Source organism: Conexibacter sp. SYSU D00693 (genome assembly GCF_017084525.1).
Classification (GTDB): domain Bacteria; phylum Actinomycetota; class Thermoleophilia; order Solirubrobacterales; family Solirubrobacteraceae; genus Baekduia.
In genome coordinates, this window is sequence record NZ_CP070950.1 from 730,402 (window position 1) to 747,401 (window position 17,000).

Annotated in this window: 27 protein-coding genes; 15 read left to right on the top strand and 12 right to left on the bottom strand. The window is 75.9% G+C overall.

The genetic code is table 11. The features are described 5' to 3' along the window. Positions 1–92: 92 nt before the first annotated feature. Positions 93–1,160 carry a sigma-70 family RNA polymerase sigma factor gene (locus tag JUB12_RS03705; protein ID WP_241004409.1) on the top strand — a complete coding sequence of 356 codons (1,068 nt, stop codon included), beginning with the start codon at positions 93–95 and terminating at the stop codon, positions 1,158–1,160. Here JUB12_RS03705 and JUB12_RS03710 read toward each other — a convergent pair. Next, positions 1,157–1,408 (bottom strand): hypothetical protein, encoded by a 252-nt coding sequence (locus JUB12_RS03710; protein ID WP_205698264.1) that lies wholly within the window; start codon positions 1,406–1,408, stop codon positions 1,157–1,159. The genes JUB12_RS03705 and JUB12_RS03710 overlap by 4 nt on opposite strands. Positions 1,409–1,458: 50 nt before the next feature. Further along, entirely contained in the window at positions 1,459–1,710 is a 252-nt protein-coding gene (locus JUB12_RS03715) for a hypothetical protein (protein WP_205698265.1), read from the bottom strand. A 69-nt stretch (positions 1,711–1,779) separates the two neighbouring features. Between JUB12_RS03715 and pdxH the strand changes: the two genes are divergently transcribed. Further along, positions 1,780–2,403, top strand: a complete 624-nt coding sequence (pdxH, locus tag JUB12_RS03720; protein WP_205698266.1) for a pyridoxamine 5'-phosphate oxidase — start codon at positions 1,780–1,782, stop codon at positions 2,401–2,403. Here the strand turns inward: pdxH and JUB12_RS03725 are convergent. Further along, complete coding sequence (locus JUB12_RS03725) at positions 2,400–2,867, bottom strand: SRPBCC family protein (RefSeq protein ID WP_205698267.1); 468 nt, start codon at positions 2,865–2,867, stop codon at positions 2,400–2,402. The genes pdxH and JUB12_RS03725 overlap by 4 nt on opposite strands. After that, on the bottom strand, positions 2,867–3,175 hold the full coding sequence (locus JUB12_RS03730) for a helix-turn-helix transcriptional regulator (RefSeq protein ID WP_205698268.1): 309 nt from the start codon (positions 3,173–3,175) through the stop codon (positions 2,867–2,869). Before JUB12_RS03730 ends, JUB12_RS03725 begins: the two co-directional genes overlap by 1 nt. Positions 3,176–3,204: 29 nt before the next feature. On the opposite strand from JUB12_RS03730, the gene JUB12_RS03735 reads away from it, so the two are divergent. The 3 genes from JUB12_RS03735 to JUB12_RS03745 all read left to right on the top strand — a co-directional run bounded on the left by JUB12_RS03735 (position 3,205) and on the right by JUB12_RS03745 (position 5,867). Beyond that, a complete protein-coding gene (locus JUB12_RS03735) occupies positions 3,205–3,507 on the top strand; it encodes a YciI family protein (RefSeq protein WP_205698269.1) in 303 nt (100 codons plus the stop codon). 193 nt (positions 3,508–3,700) lie between these two features. Then, the gene (locus JUB12_RS03740; RefSeq protein WP_205698270.1) at positions 3,701–5,401 is read left to right on the top strand and encodes a S8 family serine peptidase; all 1,701 of its coding nucleotides are present in this window, start codon (positions 3,701–3,703) and stop codon (positions 5,399–5,401) included. Between the two features lie 67 nt (positions 5,402–5,468). Continuing rightward, entirely contained in the window at positions 5,469–5,867 is a 399-nt protein-coding gene (locus tag JUB12_RS03745; protein WP_205698271.1) for a PGPGW domain-containing protein, read from the top strand. Here the strand turns inward: JUB12_RS03745 and JUB12_RS03750 are convergent. Both JUB12_RS03750 and JUB12_RS03755 read right to left on the bottom strand, forming a co-directional pair. Next, positions 5,864–6,346 (bottom strand): hypothetical protein, encoded by a 483-nt coding sequence (locus JUB12_RS03750; protein WP_205698272.1) that lies wholly within the window; start codon positions 6,344–6,346, stop codon positions 5,864–5,866. The genes JUB12_RS03745 and JUB12_RS03750 overlap by 4 nt on opposite strands. After that, positions 6,343–6,975 carry an MOSC domain-containing protein gene (locus JUB12_RS03755; protein ID WP_205698273.1) on the bottom strand — a complete coding sequence of 211 codons (633 nt, stop codon included), beginning with the start codon at positions 6,973–6,975 and terminating at the stop codon, positions 6,343–6,345. Before JUB12_RS03755 ends, JUB12_RS03750 begins: the two co-directional genes overlap by 4 nt. A 43-nt stretch (positions 6,976–7,018) precedes the next feature. Here JUB12_RS03755 and JUB12_RS03760 point away from each other — a divergent pair, with 43 nt between their 5' ends. From JUB12_RS03760 to JUB12_RS03770, 3 genes are all read left to right on the top strand, one after another. Then, entirely contained in the window at positions 7,019–7,720 is a 702-nt protein-coding gene (locus JUB12_RS03760) for a hypothetical protein (RefSeq protein ID WP_205698274.1), read from the top strand. A 300-nt stretch (positions 7,721–8,020) separates the two neighbouring features. Next, the gene (locus JUB12_RS03765) at positions 8,021–8,428 is read left to right on the top strand and encodes a hypothetical protein (protein ID WP_205698275.1); all 408 of its coding nucleotides are present in this window, start codon (positions 8,021–8,023) and stop codon (positions 8,426–8,428) included. Further along, a complete protein-coding gene (locus JUB12_RS03770) occupies positions 8,425–8,952 on the top strand; it encodes a hypothetical protein (RefSeq protein ID WP_205698276.1) in 528 nt (175 codons plus the stop codon). Before JUB12_RS03765 ends, JUB12_RS03770 begins: the two co-directional genes overlap by 4 nt. Positions 8,953–8,997: 45 nt before the next feature. On the opposite strand, the gene JUB12_RS03775 is transcribed toward JUB12_RS03770, so the two are convergent. Continuing rightward, on the bottom strand, positions 8,998–9,390 hold the full coding sequence (locus tag JUB12_RS03775; RefSeq protein WP_205698277.1) for a CoA-binding protein: 393 nt from the start codon (positions 9,388–9,390) through the stop codon (positions 8,998–9,000). A 68-nt stretch (positions 9,391–9,458) separates the two neighbouring features. Here JUB12_RS03775 and JUB12_RS03780 point away from each other — a divergent pair, with 68 nt between their 5' ends. Both JUB12_RS03780 and JUB12_RS03785 read left to right on the top strand, forming a co-directional pair. Then, on the top strand, positions 9,459–9,920 hold the full coding sequence (locus JUB12_RS03780; RefSeq protein ID WP_205698278.1) for a hypothetical protein: 462 nt from the start codon (positions 9,459–9,461) through the stop codon (positions 9,918–9,920). Positions 9,921–9,922: 2 nt separating this feature from the next. Continuing rightward, positions 9,923–10,168, top strand: a complete 246-nt coding sequence (locus JUB12_RS03785; RefSeq protein WP_205698279.1) for a DUF2188 domain-containing protein — start codon at positions 9,923–9,925, stop codon at positions 10,166–10,168. Here JUB12_RS03785 and JUB12_RS03790 read toward each other — a convergent pair. Beyond that, positions 10,165–10,947 carry an inositol monophosphatase family protein gene (locus tag JUB12_RS03790; RefSeq protein WP_205698280.1) on the bottom strand — a complete coding sequence of 261 codons (783 nt, stop codon included), beginning with the start codon at positions 10,945–10,947 and terminating at the stop codon, positions 10,165–10,167. The genes JUB12_RS03785 and JUB12_RS03790 overlap by 4 nt on opposite strands. A 30-nt stretch (positions 10,948–10,977) precedes the next feature. On the opposite strand from JUB12_RS03790, the gene JUB12_RS03795 reads away from it, so the two are divergent. Further along, complete coding sequence (locus JUB12_RS03795; protein ID WP_205698281.1) at positions 10,978–11,769, top strand: spermidine synthase; 792 nt, start codon at positions 10,978–10,980, stop codon at positions 11,767–11,769. On the opposite strand, the gene JUB12_RS03800 is transcribed toward JUB12_RS03795, so the two are convergent. Both JUB12_RS03800 and JUB12_RS03805 read right to left on the bottom strand, forming a co-directional pair. Further along, complete coding sequence (locus JUB12_RS03800) at positions 11,766–12,107, bottom strand: hypothetical protein (protein WP_205698282.1); 342 nt, start codon at positions 12,105–12,107, stop codon at positions 11,766–11,768. The two genes, JUB12_RS03795 and JUB12_RS03800, sit on opposite strands and share 4 nt — an antisense overlap. 58 nt (positions 12,108–12,165) lie before the next feature. After that, positions 12,166–13,188, bottom strand: a complete 1,023-nt coding sequence (locus JUB12_RS03805; protein ID WP_205698283.1) for a substrate-binding domain-containing protein — start codon at positions 13,186–13,188, stop codon at positions 12,166–12,168. 47 nt (positions 13,189–13,235) lie between these two features. On the opposite strand from JUB12_RS03805, the gene JUB12_RS03810 reads away from it, so the two are divergent. Continuing rightward, on the top strand, positions 13,236–13,676 hold the full coding sequence (locus tag JUB12_RS03810; RefSeq protein WP_205698284.1) for a DUF488 family protein: 441 nt from the start codon (positions 13,236–13,238) through the stop codon (positions 13,674–13,676). Here the strand turns inward: JUB12_RS03810 and JUB12_RS03815 are convergent. After that, on the bottom strand, positions 13,673–13,888 hold the full coding sequence (locus JUB12_RS03815; RefSeq protein ID WP_205698285.1) for a hypothetical protein: 216 nt from the start codon (positions 13,886–13,888) through the stop codon (positions 13,673–13,675). The genes JUB12_RS03810 and JUB12_RS03815 overlap by 4 nt on opposite strands. Positions 13,889–14,003: 115 nt before the next feature. Here JUB12_RS03815 and JUB12_RS03820 point away from each other — a divergent pair, with 115 nt between their 5' ends. The 3 genes from JUB12_RS03820 to yaaA are packed head-to-tail and all read left to right on the top strand — an operon-like array spanning position 14,004 to position 15,445. After that, positions 14,004–14,285 (top strand): GIY-YIG nuclease family protein, encoded by a 282-nt coding sequence (locus JUB12_RS03820; RefSeq protein ID WP_205698286.1) that lies wholly within the window; start codon positions 14,004–14,006, stop codon positions 14,283–14,285. Then, a complete protein-coding gene (locus JUB12_RS03825; protein ID WP_205698287.1) occupies positions 14,282–14,734 on the top strand; it encodes a MaoC/PaaZ C-terminal domain-containing protein in 453 nt (150 codons plus the stop codon). Before JUB12_RS03820 ends, JUB12_RS03825 begins: the two co-directional genes overlap by 4 nt. Before the next feature lie 6 nt (positions 14,735–14,740). Then, positions 14,741–15,445, top strand: coding sequence for a peroxide stress protein YaaA (gene yaaA, locus JUB12_RS03830; RefSeq protein ID WP_205698288.1), 705 nt, complete (start codon positions 14,741–14,743; stop codon positions 15,443–15,445). A 3-nt stretch (positions 15,446–15,448) separates the two neighbouring features. Here yaaA and JUB12_RS03835 read toward each other — a convergent pair whose 3' ends face one another. Then, positions 15,449–16,990: an MlaD family protein gene (locus JUB12_RS03835; RefSeq protein WP_205698289.1), complete on the bottom strand. Its 1,542-nt coding sequence runs from the start codon at positions 16,988–16,990 to the stop codon at positions 15,449–15,451. Positions 16,991–17,000 lie beyond the last annotated feature (10 nt).

The window sequence follows — 17,000 nt, forward strand, 5'->3', positions numbered from 1 at the left end:
GGCCTGACGTGGGCAGGCCGGGCGCGATGCGGCGCGCCGGGCGCGCCCGCACGGGTTGACCCCGGACCAGCGGCGGGTAGCTGGACAGGACGATGGATCTGACGGACGACCGCGCGCAGGCCGCCATCACCAGCCTGCTGGACGACGCCGAGGACTGCGGCTGCGTCAACCTCTCGGAGCTGAGCGACCTGATCACCCGGCTGGACCTCGACGAGGAGGCCCAGGGGGAGATCGAGAGCATGGCGGTGGAGCGCGGCCTGTCGGTCGCCGACGACTGCGGCAAGACCAAGTCCGCGGTCACGTTCCTCAACGGCGACATGGCCAGCGCGACGACCGACGCGCTCTCGCTCTTCCTGCGCGAGGTCCGCAAGCACCCGCTGCTCAACGCCGCCGAGGAGGTCGAGCTGGCCAAGCGCATCGAGAACGGCGACGAGGAGGCCAAGCAGCGGATGATCACGTCCAACCTCGCGTTGGTCGTGTCGATCGCCAAGCGCTACCCGACCGACGGGATGACGCTGCTCGACCTCATCCAGGAGGGCATCTTCGGCCTGATCCGCGCCGCCGAGAAGTTCGACTGGCGCCGCGGCTTCAAGTTCTCCACCTACGCGACGTACTGGATCCGCCAGGCGATCCAGCGCGGCATGGAGAACAAGGAGCGCACGATCCGGATCCCGACGAACGTCCTGCAGCGCGAGCGCCGCCTCCAGCGCGCCGAGAAGGAGCTCGCGGTCGAGCTCGGCCGCGCCCCGAGCGACGAGGAGGTCGCCGATCGCGCGGAGCTCAAGCTCGACGACGTCCAGGCGCTGCGCGACATGGCGCGCACCGTGACGTCGCTGGACCGCCCGGTGGGCGAGGACGACGGCGGCGCCTCGTTCGGCGACCTGCTGGCCGGCGAGGGCCCGCAGCCCGACGAGGAGGTCCACGTCTCGCTGCGCGAGGACGCGGTCAAGCGCGCGCTCGAGGCGCTGCCCGAGCGCGAGCGCGAGGTGCTGGCCCTGCGCTACGGCGTCGACGGCGACGCCGGCGGCCAGCCGGTCGGCGTGCAGGAGACGGCCAAGCGGCTGGGCATCCGCCAGCCCGAGGTCCGCGCGCTGGAGCGCAGGGCGCTGGAGCGGCTCGCGACGGTCCGCGAGCTCGAGGCCCTGCGCGAGGCGGCCTAGACGTCCGCGAGCTGCTCGCGGAACGCGGCGACGAGCCCGCCGACCTCGGCCTGCCCGCCGCGCAGCGCGTGCAGGCGCTCGGCGCAGGCCGCGAGGGCGTGGGCCCGGGTGGCGACCGCGCGCAGGACGGCGGGGTCGTCGAGGTCCTGGAGCTGGAGCTGGCCGAGGGCGGCGAGGTGCTCGTCGACCCAGAGGCTCAGGTCCTGCTCGCGGCGCTGCGTCCAGGTGGGGAGGGCGTCGTCGTGCACGGTTCGGACGTCACGGTACGAACGGATGTTCCCGTCCTCCGTGCGGTCGGTCACAGATGGCGCAGCTGCGCGCGCAGGAGCGCCACCGCGCGCTCGACCTCGGCGTCATGGCCGCGCAGGGCCTCCAGGCGCTCGGCGCACTCGGCGAGGTCGCGGGCGCGCGTGGCGATGGTGCGGATGACGGCGGGGTCGTCGAGGTCCCGCAGCTGGAGGGCGGCCAGCGAGGCCAGGTGCTCGTCGGTCCAGCGCACCAGGTCGTCGGCACGCCGGTGCGACCAGGTGGGGGAGACTTCGTCGAACATGGCTCCCAGGTGGTCGACGCATCCATGACCTCCTTGAGGGACGAGGGCGCGGTTCGACGACTGGCGGACATGCGCCGCGCCTACGAGACCGCGGGCCTGGACGTCGCCGACCTCGCGCCGACGTGGCACGAGCAGGCCGAGCGCTGGATCGCCGACGCGGTGGAGGGCGGCATCGGCGAGCCCAACGCGATGACGCTGGCGACGGCGAGCGCGGACGGGGTGCCGAGCGCGCGGACGGTCCTCCTCAAGGGCCTGGACGCGCGCGGCCTGGTGTGGTTCACGAACCTCCGCTCGCGCAAGGGCCGCGAGGCCGCGGAGAACCCGCGGGCGGCGATCACCATCGCGTGGGTGCCGCTGGCCCGCCAGGTCCTGGCGACGGGGATCGTCGAGCCGGTGAGCGACGAGGACTCCGATGCGTACTTCGCGTCGCGCCCGCGTGGGTCCCAGCTCGGGGCGGTGGCCTCGCCGCAGTCCGAGGTCGTCGCGTCGCGCGCGCAGCTCGACGAGCTCCTGGCCGCGGCGGCGGCGCGCTTCCCCGAGGGGACGCCGGTGCAGCGGCCCGCGCACTGGGGTGGGCTGCGCCTCGTGCCCGACGCGGTCGAGGTCTGGCAGGGCCGTCCCGACCGGATGCACGACCGGCTGCGCTTCCGCCTGACCGGCGAGGGCTGGACCGTCGAGCGCCTCGCGCCCTAGGCGGCGACGGCGCCGGCGAAGGCGGCCAGCGTGCCCTCCCAGGCGTCGGGCGCGTCGAAGGTCTGGCGCATGTGCTCGGCCTGGGCGCCGTAGGCCTCCAGACCGCGGTGCTCGAGGACGACGCGCGTGCGGCCGGGCGCCTCGGCGACGAAGCGCACCTCGACCAGCGTGCGCAGGCCGGGGTCGTAGCGCCAGTCGGCGGTGATCTGCCAGGTGAGGACGACGCGGTCGTGGGGCTCCCAGACGTCGACGTAGCCCGTCGAGGTCTCGCTGCCGTCGGTGTGGCGGGTGTACCAGCGCCCGCCCTCGCGCGGCTCGACGAGGACGTCCTCGATCGGCGCCTGGCCGATGTGGTGGTGGGCGGGCCACCACGTCGTCATCCGCCCGGTGAAGACCTCGAAGGCGCGTTCCTGGGAGACGTCGACGACGACCTCCCGGCGCACCGCGTCCACGGCCTGCTGCATCAGTCCTGCTCCTCCTCGGCGACGTCCTTGAACGCGGCCAGCGAGCGGCCCCAGAACCCGTCGAGGTACGCGCGCAGGGTCGCCAGGCCGGCGGGGTCGCCCTGGTAGAGCCGGCGCGTGCCCTCCTGGCGGTCGACGACGAGGCCGACCTCCTTGAGGACCTTGAGGTGCTGGGAGACCGCGGGGCGGCTGACCGGCAGCTCGGCCGCCAGCTCGCCGACGGGCCGCGGCCCGTCGACGAGGCGGTCGAGGATCGCCTGCCGCGTCGGGTCCCCGAGCGCGGTCATCATCTCCGCTCCGTTCGCCATCACTTACGGTCAGTGTACACTTACGCTCCATGGAGCGCCACGCCTACCTGTACCGCCTGCTGCCCCCGCGGCCGGACTTCGCGATGACCATGACCGAGGAGGAGGCGGGGGCCATGGGCCGTCACGCCGCGTACTTCGACGAGCGCCTCGCCGCCGGCGAGGTCCACGCGTTCGGCCTCGTCATGGACCCGAAGGGCCCGTGGGGCGTCGCGCTGGTCCTCGCCGACCAGGAGGACGCGGCGCGCGCGATCGCCGACGCCGACCCGGCGATCGCGTCGGGCACCTGCACCTACGAGCTGCTGGCGATGCCGCGGGCGTTCGTGGCGGGGTAGGGGCCGGGAGGGGGCGCGGCGCGTTCGTGGTCTCCGCGGGCGGTCCGGGGGCGCGTGCGTGACGCCTCGTGCATGACATGCATGCAAGAGGCGTCACGCGGGGCGTCCGACCCCCGAGGCTCCGTGTTTCAGTGGGGGCGAGCTCTGGGCATGGGTGGTCAGTCTTCCTGACCACCCCTTCGGAGGAGAGCAGTTGCCCAGTCTCACCCGCGCCGTCGCCTGCCTGGCGACGGCCACCTGCGTCCTCGGCGCCGCGGCCACCGCCGCACCCGCCGCCGAGCGCCAGGAGCGCACGTACGTCGTGGTGCTCCAGCAGGACGCCAGCGCCAGCGCCGGCCGCGCCGCCATCGAGCGCGCCGGCGGCCGCGTCGTCCAGCTCAACGACGCCGTCGGCGTCGCGACGGTGACGTCCACGAACGCGTCGTTCGCGGACGAGGCCGTCAAGTCCAAGGCCGTCGCCGGCGCCGCGACGGACCGTGCCGTGGGCAAGGCCCCGGCCGACCAGGCCCAGCTGGCCCAGCGCCGCGAGGTCGAGCGCATGGAGGCCGCCCGCCTCGCCCGGCAGGCGCCGGGCGTCGCCGCGCCGAGCCTCGCGCCGGCCGGCCCGCTCGCCGATCCGCTGACGCCGCTGCAGTGGGACATGGACATGATCGACGCCGACGCGTCGGGCTCCTACGCCACGCAGCAGGGCAGCCACGACGTCCGGGTCGGCGTGATCGACACCGGCATCGACGGCTCGCACCCGGACATCGCGCCGAACTTCGACGCGCAGCTGTCGCGGAACTTCACCGTGGACGACCCCGTGATCGACGGCTCGTGCGCCTCGGACCCCGACGGGTCCTGCACCGACCCGGCCGACGTCGACGAGGACGGCCACGGCACGCACGTCGCCGGCACGATCGGCTCGCCGCTCAACGGCGTGGGCATCGGCGGCGTCGCGCCGAAGGTGTCGCTGGTCAACCTGCGCGCCGGCCAGGACTCCGGCTACTTCTTCCTGCAGCCGGTGGTCAACGCGCTCACCTACGCCGGTGACAACGGGATCGACGTCGTGAACATGTCGTTCTACATCGACCCCTGGCTCTACAACTGCCGCAACAACCCGGCGGACTCGCCCGAGGCGCAGGCCCAGCAGCGGACGATCCTCACCGCGACGCAGCGCGCGCTGGACTACGCGCGGCGACACGGCGTGACGCTCATCGCCGCCGAGGGCAACGGCAACACCGACCTCGGCCGGCCGACGTTCGACGACAGCTCGCCGGACTACCCGCCGGACGCCGCGTACGACCGGACGATCGACAACCGCTGCAAGTCGATGCCCACCGAGGCCGACGGCGTGATCGGCGTCACCTCGGTCGGCCCGAGCGGGCGCAAGGCCTACTACTCCGACTACGGCGTGGAGCAGGCCGACGTGTCGGCGCCGGGCGGCGACCGCCGGGACTTCCCGGGCACCGACCGCTACCTGTCGCCGACGAACACGATCCTCGCCCCGTACCCCGAGGCGCTGGCGCGGGCCAACGGCGAGATCGACGACGACGGCACGCCGAACACGCCGTTCGTCGTGCGTGACTGCACCGGCGGCCCGTGCAGCTACTACCAGTACCTGCAGGGCACCTCGATGGCCGCGCCCCACGCGGTCGGCGTCGCGGCGCTGATCATCGCGCAGGAGGGCCGGCGCGACCGCCGGCACGGCGGCGTGACGGCCGACCCGGATCGGGTCGAGCAGCGGCTGCTGCGCACGGCGGTCGACACCCCGTGCCCGACGCCGCGCACGCTCGACTACCCCGACCTCGACGAGCCGTACACCGCGACGTGCGAGGGGCTGCCGACGCGCAACGGGTTCTACGGCGACGGCATCGTGAACGCCGCCCGCGCCGTGACCGACGTCAAGGGCTAGTCAAGGCCCTGGCCACGAGCGGGCGCCAGACCTGGCGCCCGCTCGGCGGCCCGGGCATGATGGGCCCATGAGCACCGAGGTCCCGGCCGGCGACGAGCGCGAGTCGGACAAGCGCGAGCCGCCGGCGATCGTCCGCCGGCTGCAGGACCGCCGCGAGAGCCACCGCGACCACGGGATCATCTACCGCGGCGCGTTCCTCGTCGCGGGCTTCACCGTCCTGCTGGGCGGCCTGGCGATGCTCGTGCTCCCGGGGCCGGCGCTGCTCGTCATCCCGATCGGGCTGGCGATCCTGTCGCTCGAGTTCGCGTGGGCGGCGCGGGCGCTGGACGAGATCCTCGACAAGGCCGCCGCCGCGCAGGAGAAGGCCGGCGGGATGGGCACGCGCGAGAAGGTCGTGCTCGGCGTCGTGGCCGGCGTGTGCGCCGTGGCGGCGGTCGCCGGCTTCCTGCTCTACCAGGCCAGCTAGGCGGCCTGGAGCGCCCGCAGGAGCGTCGCGGGCAGCTCGCGCGCCACCTCGTCGAGCTCGACGACCGGCCCCGGCGCGAGGACGCCGTCGGAGGTCGGCACGGCCTGCATCGCGCTGGCCAGGACCGGGCCGTCGCGGTGCGCCGCGACGACGACGACGGTCTCGTGCGGATCGGGCATCGCCTTGAGCGTCACGGCGACCGCGACGGCCACCGGCGACTGGGCGATGACCTCGGTGGTCGCGCAGCGGGCGAGGTGGGCCACGCGGTGGTCGTCGGGGTCGGGCGCCTCGAGCTGGAGCAGCGTCCCGCACGTGGGGTCGCCGTCGCACAGCAGGACGAGGCCGCCGCGCTCGGTCGGGTCCTCCCACGGGTCGTCGAGGTCGCCCTCGTCGGCGTGCAGGACGTGGCTGAGCAGCCGGCGGTGCAGCGCCCGCAGGAGCTCGTCGGTGCCGGCGCGGTCGCCGGGGACGCGGGTCACGCGGCCTCGCTGAGGATCCAGGCGCGCAGCGGCTCGGGCAGCGCGGGCGCCGCGACGGCCTGCTGCAGCAGCGCGTGGTCGTGGAGCATCCCCTCGAACAGCAGCGCGATCGTCACCTCGTGGTCGGGGCGCTCGACGACCTGCACGGCGTCGCCCGCCCCGACGTCACCCGTCTCGAGCACCCGCAGGTAGGCCCCCGGGAGGCGGACCTGCGCGAAGCGCTTGAGCATCTTCGGGTCCTCGAAGCGCAGGCCGAGCTTGAAGCAGGGGATGCGCGGCTGGCAGACCTCGAGGAGCGTCGAGCCCACCGCCCAGCGGTCGCCGATGCGCGCCTGCGCGAGGTCGAGGCCGGACGTCGTGAGGTTCTCGCCGAAGAAGGCGCCCGGCGCGAGGGGCCGGTCGAGGCCGTGTGCCCACGCCGCCAGGTCCTCGGCGGCGTACGCGTACACCGCCTTGTCGGGACCGCCGTGGACGCGGCGGTCGGCCTGCTGGTCGCCCTCCAGGCCCTCGGGGCCGACGGCGACGCGCCCGGTCACCGGCGCCTTGCCGATGCCGCTCATCACCGGACGCCCGCGGCGCACGCCGATCTGTGCCGCCCGCCCGACGTTGACCGACTCCACGCGCCCCATCGGCCCATCGTAGGCGCCCGGCTGGCCGGGTAGCCAGGACGACGTGGAGCCTCCCGTCCTGACGCCCGTCGCCCGTGCCGGCGCGAGCGCGCTCTTCGGCGCGCTGGCCCGGACCTTCGGCACGCGGCCGCTGCACCCGGCCGGCGTGGCGTTCCGCGCCCGGCTGGTCGTCGAGGGACGGCCGCTGCCGGGCACGACGCTGTTCGGCGACCCGGCCGAGCACGACGCCGTCGTGCGCTTCTCGCGGGGCTTCGGGCTGCCCGAGCCGCTGCCGGAGATCCTCTCGCTGGCGATCAAGGTCCCGGACGCGTACGGGCCCGGCGAGCACCAGGACCTGCTGCTGACGGCGACCGGGGAGGCCCCGGTGCTGCGCCACGTCTTCTTCTGGGGCCGCTCGCACCTGGCCAAGACGTACTCGACGGTCACGCCGTTCCGGGTGGTGGGGCGGACCGTCGTCTTCGGCGCCCGGCCGCTCGCCGCGCCCGACGAGGACGCCGCCGGCGACCTCGACGAGCTGCGCGCGACGGCGGCGCGCGGAGCGCTGGCGCTCGAGCTGCGGGTCGCCACGCCCCGGGGGCCGTGGCAGCCGATCGGCCGGCTCGACGTGGGCGAGGAGCTGCACCGCGACGAGCCGCTGGCCTTCACGAACGAGGCGACGGGCGGCGGGATCGAGCCGGTCGGCTTCGTCAACGAGGTCCGCGGCGGCGCCTACGCGGGCGCGGCGCGGTCGCGACCGCGGCGGTGAGGACGCCTGGCCGGGCGGGCCACGCAGGCCCGCCCGGGGACGTCTCGCTCAGCGACCACCACTGACTTCCTACGTCCCAGGACTTGCGTGTGTCTGCCTGGGCGGCGTGACACTCGAGGTCCCCGGGGCGGGCCACCGGCACGAGGCCGGTGCGTCACCCGGGTTGGGGGCCGACGAAGCGGCGTCCCTGACCACGTGGGCGGTCGGTCGAGGCCCTCCACGGTAGCGCCCCGCGCCCGGCTTGTGTGATGCATGTCCGGGGGCGTGCGAGGGCCTTGACGAGCGGGTACGTCGAACCCGATGACCGACCAAGAGCGCACCGCCGGCGGGCTCGCCGGCAAGGTTGCAGGCAAGGTGAAGGCCGTCGCCGGCTCGCTGGCGGGCGACCAGGACCTCCAGCGTGAGGGCCGCCTCCAGGAGGCGGCGTCCGACGCCGAGCGCGAAGCGCTCGAGCGCGACGCCGAGGCCACCCGCAAGGAGCAGCAGGCCGACGTCGAGGCCCGTCAGGCCGAGGCGCAGGCCGAGCGTGAGCGCCTCGAGGCCGAGACCCGCGCCGCCGAGCGCGAGCAGGCCGCCGAGGAGGACCGGCGCAAGGCCGAGGCCGAGGCGCGCCGCGACGCGGCGACCGAGGAGGCCGACGCGGCCCGCATCGAACGCGAGGCCCGGCTGGCCGAGGAGCGCGCCGCGGCGCTGGAGGGCGAGCGATGAGCCTCGTCCGCCTGCTGCCGCGCGTCGCCGTCGACGCCTCGCTGCGCGTCGCGCGCATCCCCTGGAGCACCGCCGCACGCGTCGTGCGCCGCGGTGAGGACCCGGGCGCGGCCGACCTCGCGGTCGACCGCCTCGACGCCACGGTCCGCGACGTCGCCGGACGGCTGATGGGCGACGGGGCGATCCGCGAGGACGCCGCCCGCCGTCGCGAGGCCGCCGACGAGCGCGAGCGCGCGCTGCGGCTGCGCTCGACCGCCGAGGAGGTCCGCGAGGAGGCCCAGGCCGAGCGCGAGGAGAAGACCCAGCGCGCCCGCCGCGCCGAGGCCCAGCGCAAGGACGCCGCCCGCGAGGCCGAGCAGCGCGCCAAGGAGGCCGCGAAGGCCCGCGACCGCGAGGCGCGCCTCAGTGAGCTCGAGGACCGCGACAAGGCCCTGCGCGAGCGCGAGGACGCGCTGCGCACCGAGGACGAGGCCGCCCGCCTCCAGCAGGCCGCGGCCGGCGTGAAGGAGCGCCGCAAGCGCTAGCGCCGAGGTGGGAGGGGGTGGAAGGTGCCTGGCACCTTCCACCCCCTAGAGGCGAGGGAGCTCGATCGCCGGGCAGCGGTCCATGACGACCCGCAGCCCGGCGGTCCGCGCCCGCTGCGCGGCGTCGTGATCGATGACCCCGAGCTGCAGCCAGACGCCCTTCGCACCCACGGCGATCGCCTCGTCGACGTGCGCGCCGGCCTGGTCGGAGCGGCGGAAGACGTCGACGACGTCGATCGGCTCCGGCACGTCGGCGAGCGTGGGGTAGGCGCGCTCGCCCAGGACCTCGTCGGCCTTCGGGGTGACCGGGATGACCCGGAAGCCGCGGTCCTGCAGCAGCTTGCCGATGCGGTGCGAGTCGCGCCACGGGTCGGGCGACAGGCCCACCACGGCCCACGTCCTCGTCTCGGTCAGCAGGGCCCGGACGTCGTCCTCCATGCCTCCCGTTGTAGCTCGCGCGGACCGCCGGGGGTGGTGGCGCGCGCAGGCTCGGGTACCGCTGGCACATGACCGAGCCGACCGTCACCCCCGAGGAGCTCGAGCGCACCCTCCAGGCCGACCTGCGCCGTCTGGGCGACCGCCTCGTCGACGCCGACTTCGCGGGCCAGCTGTACCGAGGCCTCGCCGGCCGCACCTGGCACCGGTCGGCGCACGCCGACGGCACGCACGTCGCCCTGAGCTGGAAGCGCGCCGAGGAGGTGGTCAACGCCCTGCGGGCCGAGCGCGGCGAGGACCCGCTCGAGCTCGCGCAGACCGGCGGCGAGAGCTTCCTGTCGCAGGCCGTGGCGCACGAGCTCGCCTCGCTGGGGTGGGCGTCGAAGGAGCTCAACACCTCGCGCCACGACGACGCGCATCGCGACAGCCCGCCAGACGAGCCGCGCACCGCCCCCGACGAGGAGCGCTTCGCGCGCGCCCACGAGGAGGCCGACGCCACCCGCCGCTCCGAGGTCCTGGGCGGGGGCCGCTAGCCATGGCCCACCTCGAGGTCGTGCCGCAGTCCGGCCGCTGGCTCGTCCGCTACGAGGGCGACCCCGCGTCGATCTCCGAGCACGACACGCAGGACGACGCGATCGCCGACGCGCGCAACCACGCGCGGGAGTTCCCTGAGCCGATCATCCGCGTGCACGGCCTCAACGGCGGCGTGCACACCATGATCGTCGACCCCGACCACGACGGCCCGCCGTCACGCTCGGGGCTCGGCGAGGCCATGGGCTAGCCCGCGGCGCCCAGCGCGGCGAGCAGCTCGTCGTGGACGCCGGGCGCGGAGAAGACCGCGCCCGTGCGTCCCGTCCGGGCGCCGAAGTCCAGCGCGGTGCAGCGCCCGCCCGCGGCCTCGACCAGTGCCCGCAGCGGCGCCACGTCCCAGCGCTCGCCCTCCGGCAGCACCGCGACGTCGAGCGCGCCCTCGGCCACGAGCACCGGCCCCCAGAAGGACTCGAACCCCGCCACCCACTGCGCGCGGTCGCCGAGGGCCACGACCGCCGCGCGGCGCTCGGGGTCGCCCAGGCCGCCGGGGTTCGAGCAGCCCGCGAGCGCGCCGTCCAGCGTCGTGGCGGCCGAGACCCGCGCCGGCCGCTCCGTCCCGTCGGGCAGCCGCGTCACGACCCCGTCGCGGGTGGTGCGCCAGCGGCGCCCGAGCACGGGCGCCGACACCATGCCGAGCACCGGCACGCCGTCGCGCTCGAGGGCCACGAGCGTGCCCCACACCGGGATGCCGCGGGCGAAGGAGAGCGTCCCGTCGACCGGGTCCAGCAGCCACAGCCGGGCCGGCCGGTCGTCGGCGCCGCCCTGCTCCTCGCCGAGGACCGCGTCGTCCGGCCGGTGGCGGGCCAGCAGCCCGCGCAGCGCCGCCTCGGCCTCGTGGTCGGCGGCGGTGACCGGCGAGCGGTCGGCCTTGTGGACGACCCCGGCCGCCGGCGCGGCGTGGGCGAAGTGCGCGACGGTGACGGCGTCGGCCGCGTCGGCCAGGGCCACGGCGAGCTGGTCGTCCTCCACGGGCGCGAGGCTAGCCTCCGCGACCGCTCGATGGCCCGCCGGCGCGCCCAGCCCGAGGAGCTCGCCCGCGAGGGCGGCCTCGTCGTCCTCTCCGACCCGCGGCGGCCGGGCGGGCGGCTGCTGCTCCAGGACGACATGGAGGCCTCGTACGTCGACCTCGCCGACGAGCGCCACGTCGAGTTCGACTACCTGCGGCGGCTGCGCGACCTCGTCGAGGTGGCCGGCGCGCGCGACGTCCTGCACGTCGGTGGAGCGGCCTGCGCCCTCGCCCGCGCCCTCGCGGCGGGAGCGGGTGGGCGCGCCATGCGCCAGGAGGTCGTCGAGGCCGACCCCGCCGTCCTCGAGGTCGCCCGCCGTCACCTCGGCCTGCGCCGGACAGCGGGGCTCCGCGTCCGGGTGGGCGACGGTCGGGCCGCGGTGGCGCGGCGCGCGGAGGGCACGCTGGACGCCGTGCTGGTCGACGCCTTCGTCGGCGCCCGCGTCCCACGCCATCTCGTGACCCGCGAGGCCGTGGCCGACGTCCGCCGCGTGCTGCGCCCGGACGGCGTCGTCGCGGTGAACGTCGTCGACGTCCCGCCGCTGCACGACGTCCGCGCGGTGGCGGCGGCGCTGGCCGAGCACTTCGCGACGGTGGCCGCGCTCGGCGCCGGGCCGACGGTCCGCGCCCGGCGCGGCGGCAACGTCGTCGTGGTGGGGGGCCCGCCGTCGCTGGCGCTCGAGCGCCTGCGGGCCGCCGCGGCCGCCGACCCCTCGCCGGCCGCCCTCGTGCACGGCGCGCAGCTCAGCGCCCTGGTGGGCGGGGTCGCGCCGTGGACCGACTAGACCAGCGGCATCTCGCCGATCGGCCGCTCGCGCTCCTCGAGGCGGTCGAGGCGCAACGCGTCGCCGCGGGTGTCGCGGACGGTGAAGCGCAGGTGCGAGCCCTGGCGGGCACAGCCGACCACCACCACGGTGCTGCCGGGGACCTGGTCGCCCAGGACGGTCGCCCCGCGCGTGGCGGCCGGCGCGTTGGCGACGACCATCGGCGCCAGCACCGGACGTCCCTCGTGGGGGACGGCGACCGCGACGAACGCGGGGTTGCCGCTGTCGAGCAGGAGCGGGCGAGCGGCGTCCAGCGCGCGCTCCGCGGTGCGATCCGGGGTGGGGAGGTGGGAGCTCACCTCCTGGTGATCGGCCCGGATCCCGGTGCGCCTGAGTCCGAAATGATCAGGACAGCGCTCAGCGGATGGAGCGCCGGCTGAGCTCGAGCGCCTGACCGGCGTCCTCGCGGGTGACGAACCGCGGCCCCGTCGGCAGGACGCCCTCCTGCGCCGGGAACAGGCCGTAGCGCGCGCGCTGGGCGAGCAGGACGATCGGCAGGTAGCCCTGGAGGTAGGCCTGCTGGTCGACGGCGAAGGCCATCTGACCACGCTGGACGAGGCCCAGGACGTCGGGCCCGAGGTCGAACGTCCCGACCTCCACGTCGCTTCCCGACGCCTTGACCGCCTCGGCGGCGGCGATGCCGGAGGTCGCGTTCATCGCCAGGACGCCGTCGGCCCGGCGGGTGCGGATCGCCGTGCGGATGTCGTCGTCGGCCGTGGGCGCCTGGTCGTCGACCGGCACGACGAACGACCGCCCGCCGGCCTCGCGCATCGCCTGCGCCAGGCCGCGACAGCGGGCGTCGAGCCCGAGGTTGCCGACCTGCTGGTTGACGCACAGCGCGCGGCGCACCCCGGACCTCGCGAGGCGGCGACCGGCCAGGAGGCCGGCACGGTCCTCGGGCTGGCCCACGTGGACCAGGACGCCGAGCTTGCGCGCGTCGTCGCTGCCGGAGTTGATGGTGACCGTCGGGATGCCCTCGCGCACGGCGCGGCGGATGGCCGGGCCGACGCCGGTCTCGGGCAGCGAGACCACCAGCGCGTCGGGCCGGCTGCGGACCGCCTGGTCGACGAGCGCGACCATCCGCGGCAGCGAGTACGTGTCGGGCGCGCGGTAGTCGACCTGGACGTCCATCTGGCGGGCCGCCGACTCGACGCCGTTGCGCACGATCGCCCAGAACGGGCTCGACGCCTGCCCGTGGGTGACGACCGCGATGCGCACGGTGCCCTGCGGCAGGCCGCCCTGGCCCGAGCCGGGCGACGGCCGGTCGTTGGTCGCGACGACGAGCGGCTCCTCGTCGACCTCGCTGCTGCCGTCCCCGCAGCCCGCGAGCGCGCAGACGAGCGCCAGCGGCGCGGCGAGACGGACGAGGCGAGCCCACACGCGGCGCAGCGTAAGCCGCCGGCGGGACGCGCGCTACGGTCGCGTGCGTGGCGACCGTGTGGACCATCGGCTACGAACGGCTGCTGCCCGGCGCCCTGGTGGCCGAGCTCGAGGCCGCGGGCGTGCAGCGGCTCATCGACGTGCGCTTCCGGCCGCAGTCGCGCCGGCCGGGCATGTCCAAGACGCGACTCGGCCAGCTCCTGGGCGAGCACGGCATCGCCTACGAGCACCGCCGCGCGCTCGGCACGCCGCCCGACCTGCGCCACCTCTACAAGACCGGCAAGGTCGCGGAGGGCGCCGCCGCGTTCGAGCGCCACGTCGAGGCGACGGCCGACGACGAGCTCGACGCGCTGGCGCAGGAGCTGGCCGGCGACGGGCCGCGCACGGCGCTCATGTGCCTCGAGGAGGACCCGGCGTGCTGCCACCGCCGGGTGCTCGCCGACGCGCTCGCGCGCCGGCTGCCCGGCCTGCGCGTCGTCGACCTCTAGGCGCCCAGCGGGCGCATCCGCAGGAAGCGCGGGCCACGCAGGCGCGGCTTGTCGGCGCGCTTCGGTGCGCCGTCGGGGCGGGGCGCGAACGGCACCACGTCGGCGTCAGGGCCGCCCTCGGGGCCGTCGCGCTCCGTGGTGAGCAGGTCGAACAGGAGGTCGGCCGCCCGCAGCTCATCGGGGGTCAGGGGCGGGGTGGGACGGTCCTCCATGTGCTCTAGGTGGTCGGGCGGTCGGGCCCGGCCTTTGACCGGACGGGCGTCCAAGACCCGACACATGTCCGGGTTTCGAACGCCGACGTCCGGCTCGCACGCCAAGATCGGGCTGGTGCCGGAGCCCCCAGCGCCCGTCGTCTACCTCCTGTGGTGCCGCGCCGACGACTCGCTGTACTGCGGCTGGACGACCGACCTCGAGCGCCGGGTGGCCGCCCACGCCGCGGGCAAGGGCGCCCGCTACACCCGCTCCCGGCTGCCGGTCGAGCTCGCGGCGTGGTGGCCGGTGCAGGACATGCGCGCCGCCCTGCGCGAGGAGGCACGGATCAAGGCGCTGTCGCGGGCCGAGAAGCTCGCGCTCGTGGCCGAGCACGCGGCGGCCCGGGTGGACGCATGAGCGCGCGCTGGTTCGCCGAGGACCTGGAGGTCGGGCGCCGCTTCGACCTCGGGGAGCGGACGCTCACGGCCGACGAGGTCAAGGCCTTCGCCCGCGACTGGGACCCGCTGCCCTTCCACCTCGACGACCGCGCGGCGGCCGAAGGGCCCTTCGGGGAGCTCGTCGCCAGCGGGCTGCACAGCCTCGCCGTCGTGACGCGGCTGGTCGCCGACGCGGTGGTGCTGCGGACGGCCGTCATCGCCGGGCTCGGCGCGGACGGGCTGCGGATGCGGGCACCGGTGCGCCCGGGCGTCCCGCTGATCGGGACCGCCACCGTCGCCGAGCAGCGGCTGCGCGACGACGGCCGCGGCGTCATCGCGCTGCGCTGCGAGCTGCGCGACCCGGGTGGCACGCTGCTGCTCGAGCACCTCGTCCGCTTCCTCGTGCGCCGGCGCCCCGGCGAGGACTGACCGGCCGTGCTGCTCCTGCTGCCGCCCTCCGAGGGCAAGGCCCGGCCGCCCGCCGGCGATCCGGTGGACCTCGACGCGCTGGCGTTCGCCGCGGAGCTGGGCGACGTGCGACGCACCGTGCTGCGGGCGATCGGCGGTGGCCTGCTCGAGGCGCCCGCCGCGCCGGCGGCCGAGGTCTACACGGGTGTGCTGTTCGACCGGCTCGATGCGGGGTCGCTCACCGCGGCGGCGCGGCGCCGTGCGCGGGAGCAGCTGCTCGTCGCCAGCGGGCTGTGGGGCCTCGTGCGCCTCGACGACCGCATCCCGCACTACAAGCTGCCCATCGGCGAGCAGGTGCCACGCCTGCGCACCGGGCTGGCCGCGCTGTGGCGACCGGCGGTCGCCGAGGCGCTGGCCTCGCGGGACCGCGACGGCGAGCTCGTGGTCGACTGCCGCTCGGGCTCGTACGCCGCGGTCTGGCGCCCGCGGGCGGCGGCGCTCGTCGAGGTGCGGGCCTTCCGGGTGCACGCCGACGGCCGGCGGCAGGTCATCACCCACATGGCCAAGGCCTCGCGCGGCGACGTGGCGCGCGAGCTGCTGCGCACCCGCCGCGCCGTGCGCACGCCGCGCCACGTCGCGCAGGTCGCGGCGGCCGCCGGCATCGAGGCCGAGCTGGTCGCGCCCGCGCGCGATCGCGGGCCGTGGACGCTCGACGTCCTCGAGGGTGCCTAGGCCCTAGGGCAGGGCCGGAGGCGACAGCCCCTCGGGCTCGGCCGCGAAGGTCTGGGCCTCAGGCACGCGCGGCTTGCCGGTGGCGGTGGGGCCCTGGTCGCCGGGGGTGCGCGAGGCGGTGGCGATCTGGAACGACGACGGCACGAGCGCGTCGTTGGTGAGCCGGTTGGGGTAGCCGCGCTGGCCCGACTCGCAGTCGGCGTTGCCCTCCTCGTCGACCGCCCGGCCGTAGTGCTGCTCGTGGTAGTAGGCGGGCTGGCCGGTGAGCTCGCCCAGCGGCGAGGCCAGCGGACCGCCGTTGGCCGGCAGGGTCGCACCGAAGAGCTGCGGCGAGTTCGGCTGCGCCGGGTCGGCGAGCTTGACCTGGATGCGCTGCAGCGTCCCGGTCGGCACCTGCTCGTTGAGGTGGTCCGAGAGGAACGTCCACCAGAGGTTCCAGGAGTTGCACACCGTGATGTGCGGGCCGACCCAGCGCAGCGTCGGGTTCAGCGTCTCCAGCGTCGAGCCCAGGCCCGCGAGCGTCAGGTTCGTCGTCGGCGCGCCCGCCAGCTCACGCAGCGAGCTGAACGTCGTCTCCAGGCGCTCGTTGAAGGCCGGCGTGTCGGGCAGCACCGCGGTGCCGGCGCCCAGCGCACGACCCAGCGTCGGCGCCGAGGCACGGATCTCCCGCGCGGTGCCCTGCAGCTCGTCGGAGATCGAGGCCAGCTGACGCAGCAACGGCCGCTGCTCGCCGAAGGAGTCGATGCCCGCCTGCAACGTCGCCGGCGACTCGGCGATCGTCTCGCGCAGCGCCTGCGGATCGCGCGAGACCGCCTCGAAGACCTGCGCGCCCGACCGAAAGCCCCCCGCGAGGTCCTCGGCCACCGGACGCACCACGCGCGCCGCATCAGCCAGCTCGCGCACGAAGCCCCGCAGATCGGTCTCCGGGTCCGAGAGCGTGCGCATGACCGGCACCAGGTCGCCCAGCAGCTGCGGCAGCGCCGCCAGCGTCCGGTTGAGGTCCACTCCGCGACCCGCGAACCCCGGACCACCCGTCGTCAGGTTCGTGCGCACGTCCTCCCGCGTGGGCTCGTCGAAGATCGAGAAGAACTCGTCGAGCTCCGGCGGGACCGCCCCGGCGTCGACGGGGATCGTCGCACCGGCGGGGAGCGTCGCGCGGGCCCGGCCTCGCACGACGTCGACGTGCTTCAGGCCGAGGGCCGACCGCGGGCGCACCAGCACGGTCGAGTCCTCCGGCAGCGGGCCCGCGCCGGCGTCGATGGCGAGGGTCACCTCGGCCCGCGAGCCGCGCGGCGTGCGGACGACCTCGACGTCGCGCACGACCCCGATGCGCTCGCCGCCCTCGCGCACGTCGTTGCCGACCACCAGCCGGGCGCCGGTCGGCGCGACGACGCGGAACTCGTAGCTCGGGACGAACGGCAGCCCCTGGTTGGCGCCCCAGCTGAGGAACACCGCGGTGACCACGACGAGGGTCGTGACGGCGCCCACGAGGACCGGGTTCGCCGCGAGCGTGCTGCGCCGGCGTCTCGTGGTCTCCGGCGGCATCGCGGGCGGC

Excerpts from the sequence above, each read along its gene's own strand:
- JUB12_RS03725 (WP_205698267.1), bottom strand. The coding sequence starts at position 2,867 with ATGCAGCAGGCCGTGGACGCGGTGCGCCGGGAGGTCGTCGTCGACGTC.
- JUB12_RS03815 (WP_205698285.1), bottom strand. The coding sequence starts at position 13,888 with ATGGAGGACCGTCCCACCCCGCCCCTGACCCCCGATGAGCTGCGGGCG.
- JUB12_RS03755 (WP_205698273.1), bottom strand. The coding sequence starts at position 6,975 with ATGGGGCGCGTGGAGTCGGTCAACGTCGGGCGGGCGGCACAGATCGGC.
- JUB12_RS03795 (WP_205698281.1), top strand. The coding sequence starts at position 10,978 with ATGGCCCGCCGGCGCGCCCAGCCCGAGGAGCTCGCCCGCGAGGGCGGC.
- JUB12_RS03765 (WP_205698275.1), top strand. The coding sequence starts at position 8,021 with ATGACCGACCAAGAGCGCACCGCCGGCGGGCTCGCCGGCAAGGTTGCA.
- JUB12_RS03705 (WP_241004409.1), top strand. The coding sequence starts at position 93 with ATGGATCTGACGGACGACCGCGCGCAGGCCGCCATCACCAGCCTGCTG.
- pdxH (WP_205698266.1), top strand. The coding sequence starts at position 1,780 with ATGCGCCGCGCCTACGAGACCGCGGGCCTGGACGTCGCCGACCTCGCG.
- JUB12_RS03745 (WP_205698271.1), top strand. The coding sequence starts at position 5,469 with ATGAGCACCGAGGTCCCGGCCGGCGACGAGCGCGAGTCGGACAAGCGC.
- JUB12_RS03730 (WP_205698268.1), bottom strand. The coding sequence starts at position 3,175 with ATGGCGAACGGAGCGGAGATGATGACCGCGCTCGGGGACCCGACGCGG.
- JUB12_RS03715 (WP_205698265.1), bottom strand. The coding sequence starts at position 1,710 with ATGTTCGACGAAGTCTCCCCCACCTGGTCGCACCGGCGTGCCGACGAC.
- JUB12_RS03735 (WP_205698269.1), top strand. The coding sequence starts at position 3,205 with ATGGAGCGCCACGCCTACCTGTACCGCCTGCTGCCCCCGCGGCCGGAC.
- JUB12_RS03780 (WP_205698278.1), top strand. The coding sequence starts at position 9,459 with ATGACCGAGCCGACCGTCACCCCCGAGGAGCTCGAGCGCACCCTCCAG.
- JUB12_RS03785 (WP_205698279.1), top strand. The coding sequence starts at position 9,923 with ATGGCCCACCTCGAGGTCGTGCCGCAGTCCGGCCGCTGGCTCGTCCGC.
- JUB12_RS03775 (WP_205698277.1), bottom strand. The coding sequence starts at position 9,390 with ATGGAGGACGACGTCCGGGCCCTGCTGACCGAGACGAGGACGTGGGCC.
- JUB12_RS03835 (WP_205698289.1), bottom strand. The coding sequence starts at position 16,990 with ATGCCGCCGGAGACCACGAGACGCCGGCGCAGCACGCTCGCGGCGAAC.
- JUB12_RS03770 (WP_205698276.1), top strand. The coding sequence starts at position 8,425 with ATGAGCCTCGTCCGCCTGCTGCCGCGCGTCGCCGTCGACGCCTCGCTG.
- JUB12_RS03825 (WP_205698287.1), top strand. The coding sequence starts at position 14,282 with ATGAGCGCGCGCTGGTTCGCCGAGGACCTGGAGGTCGGGCGCCGCTTC.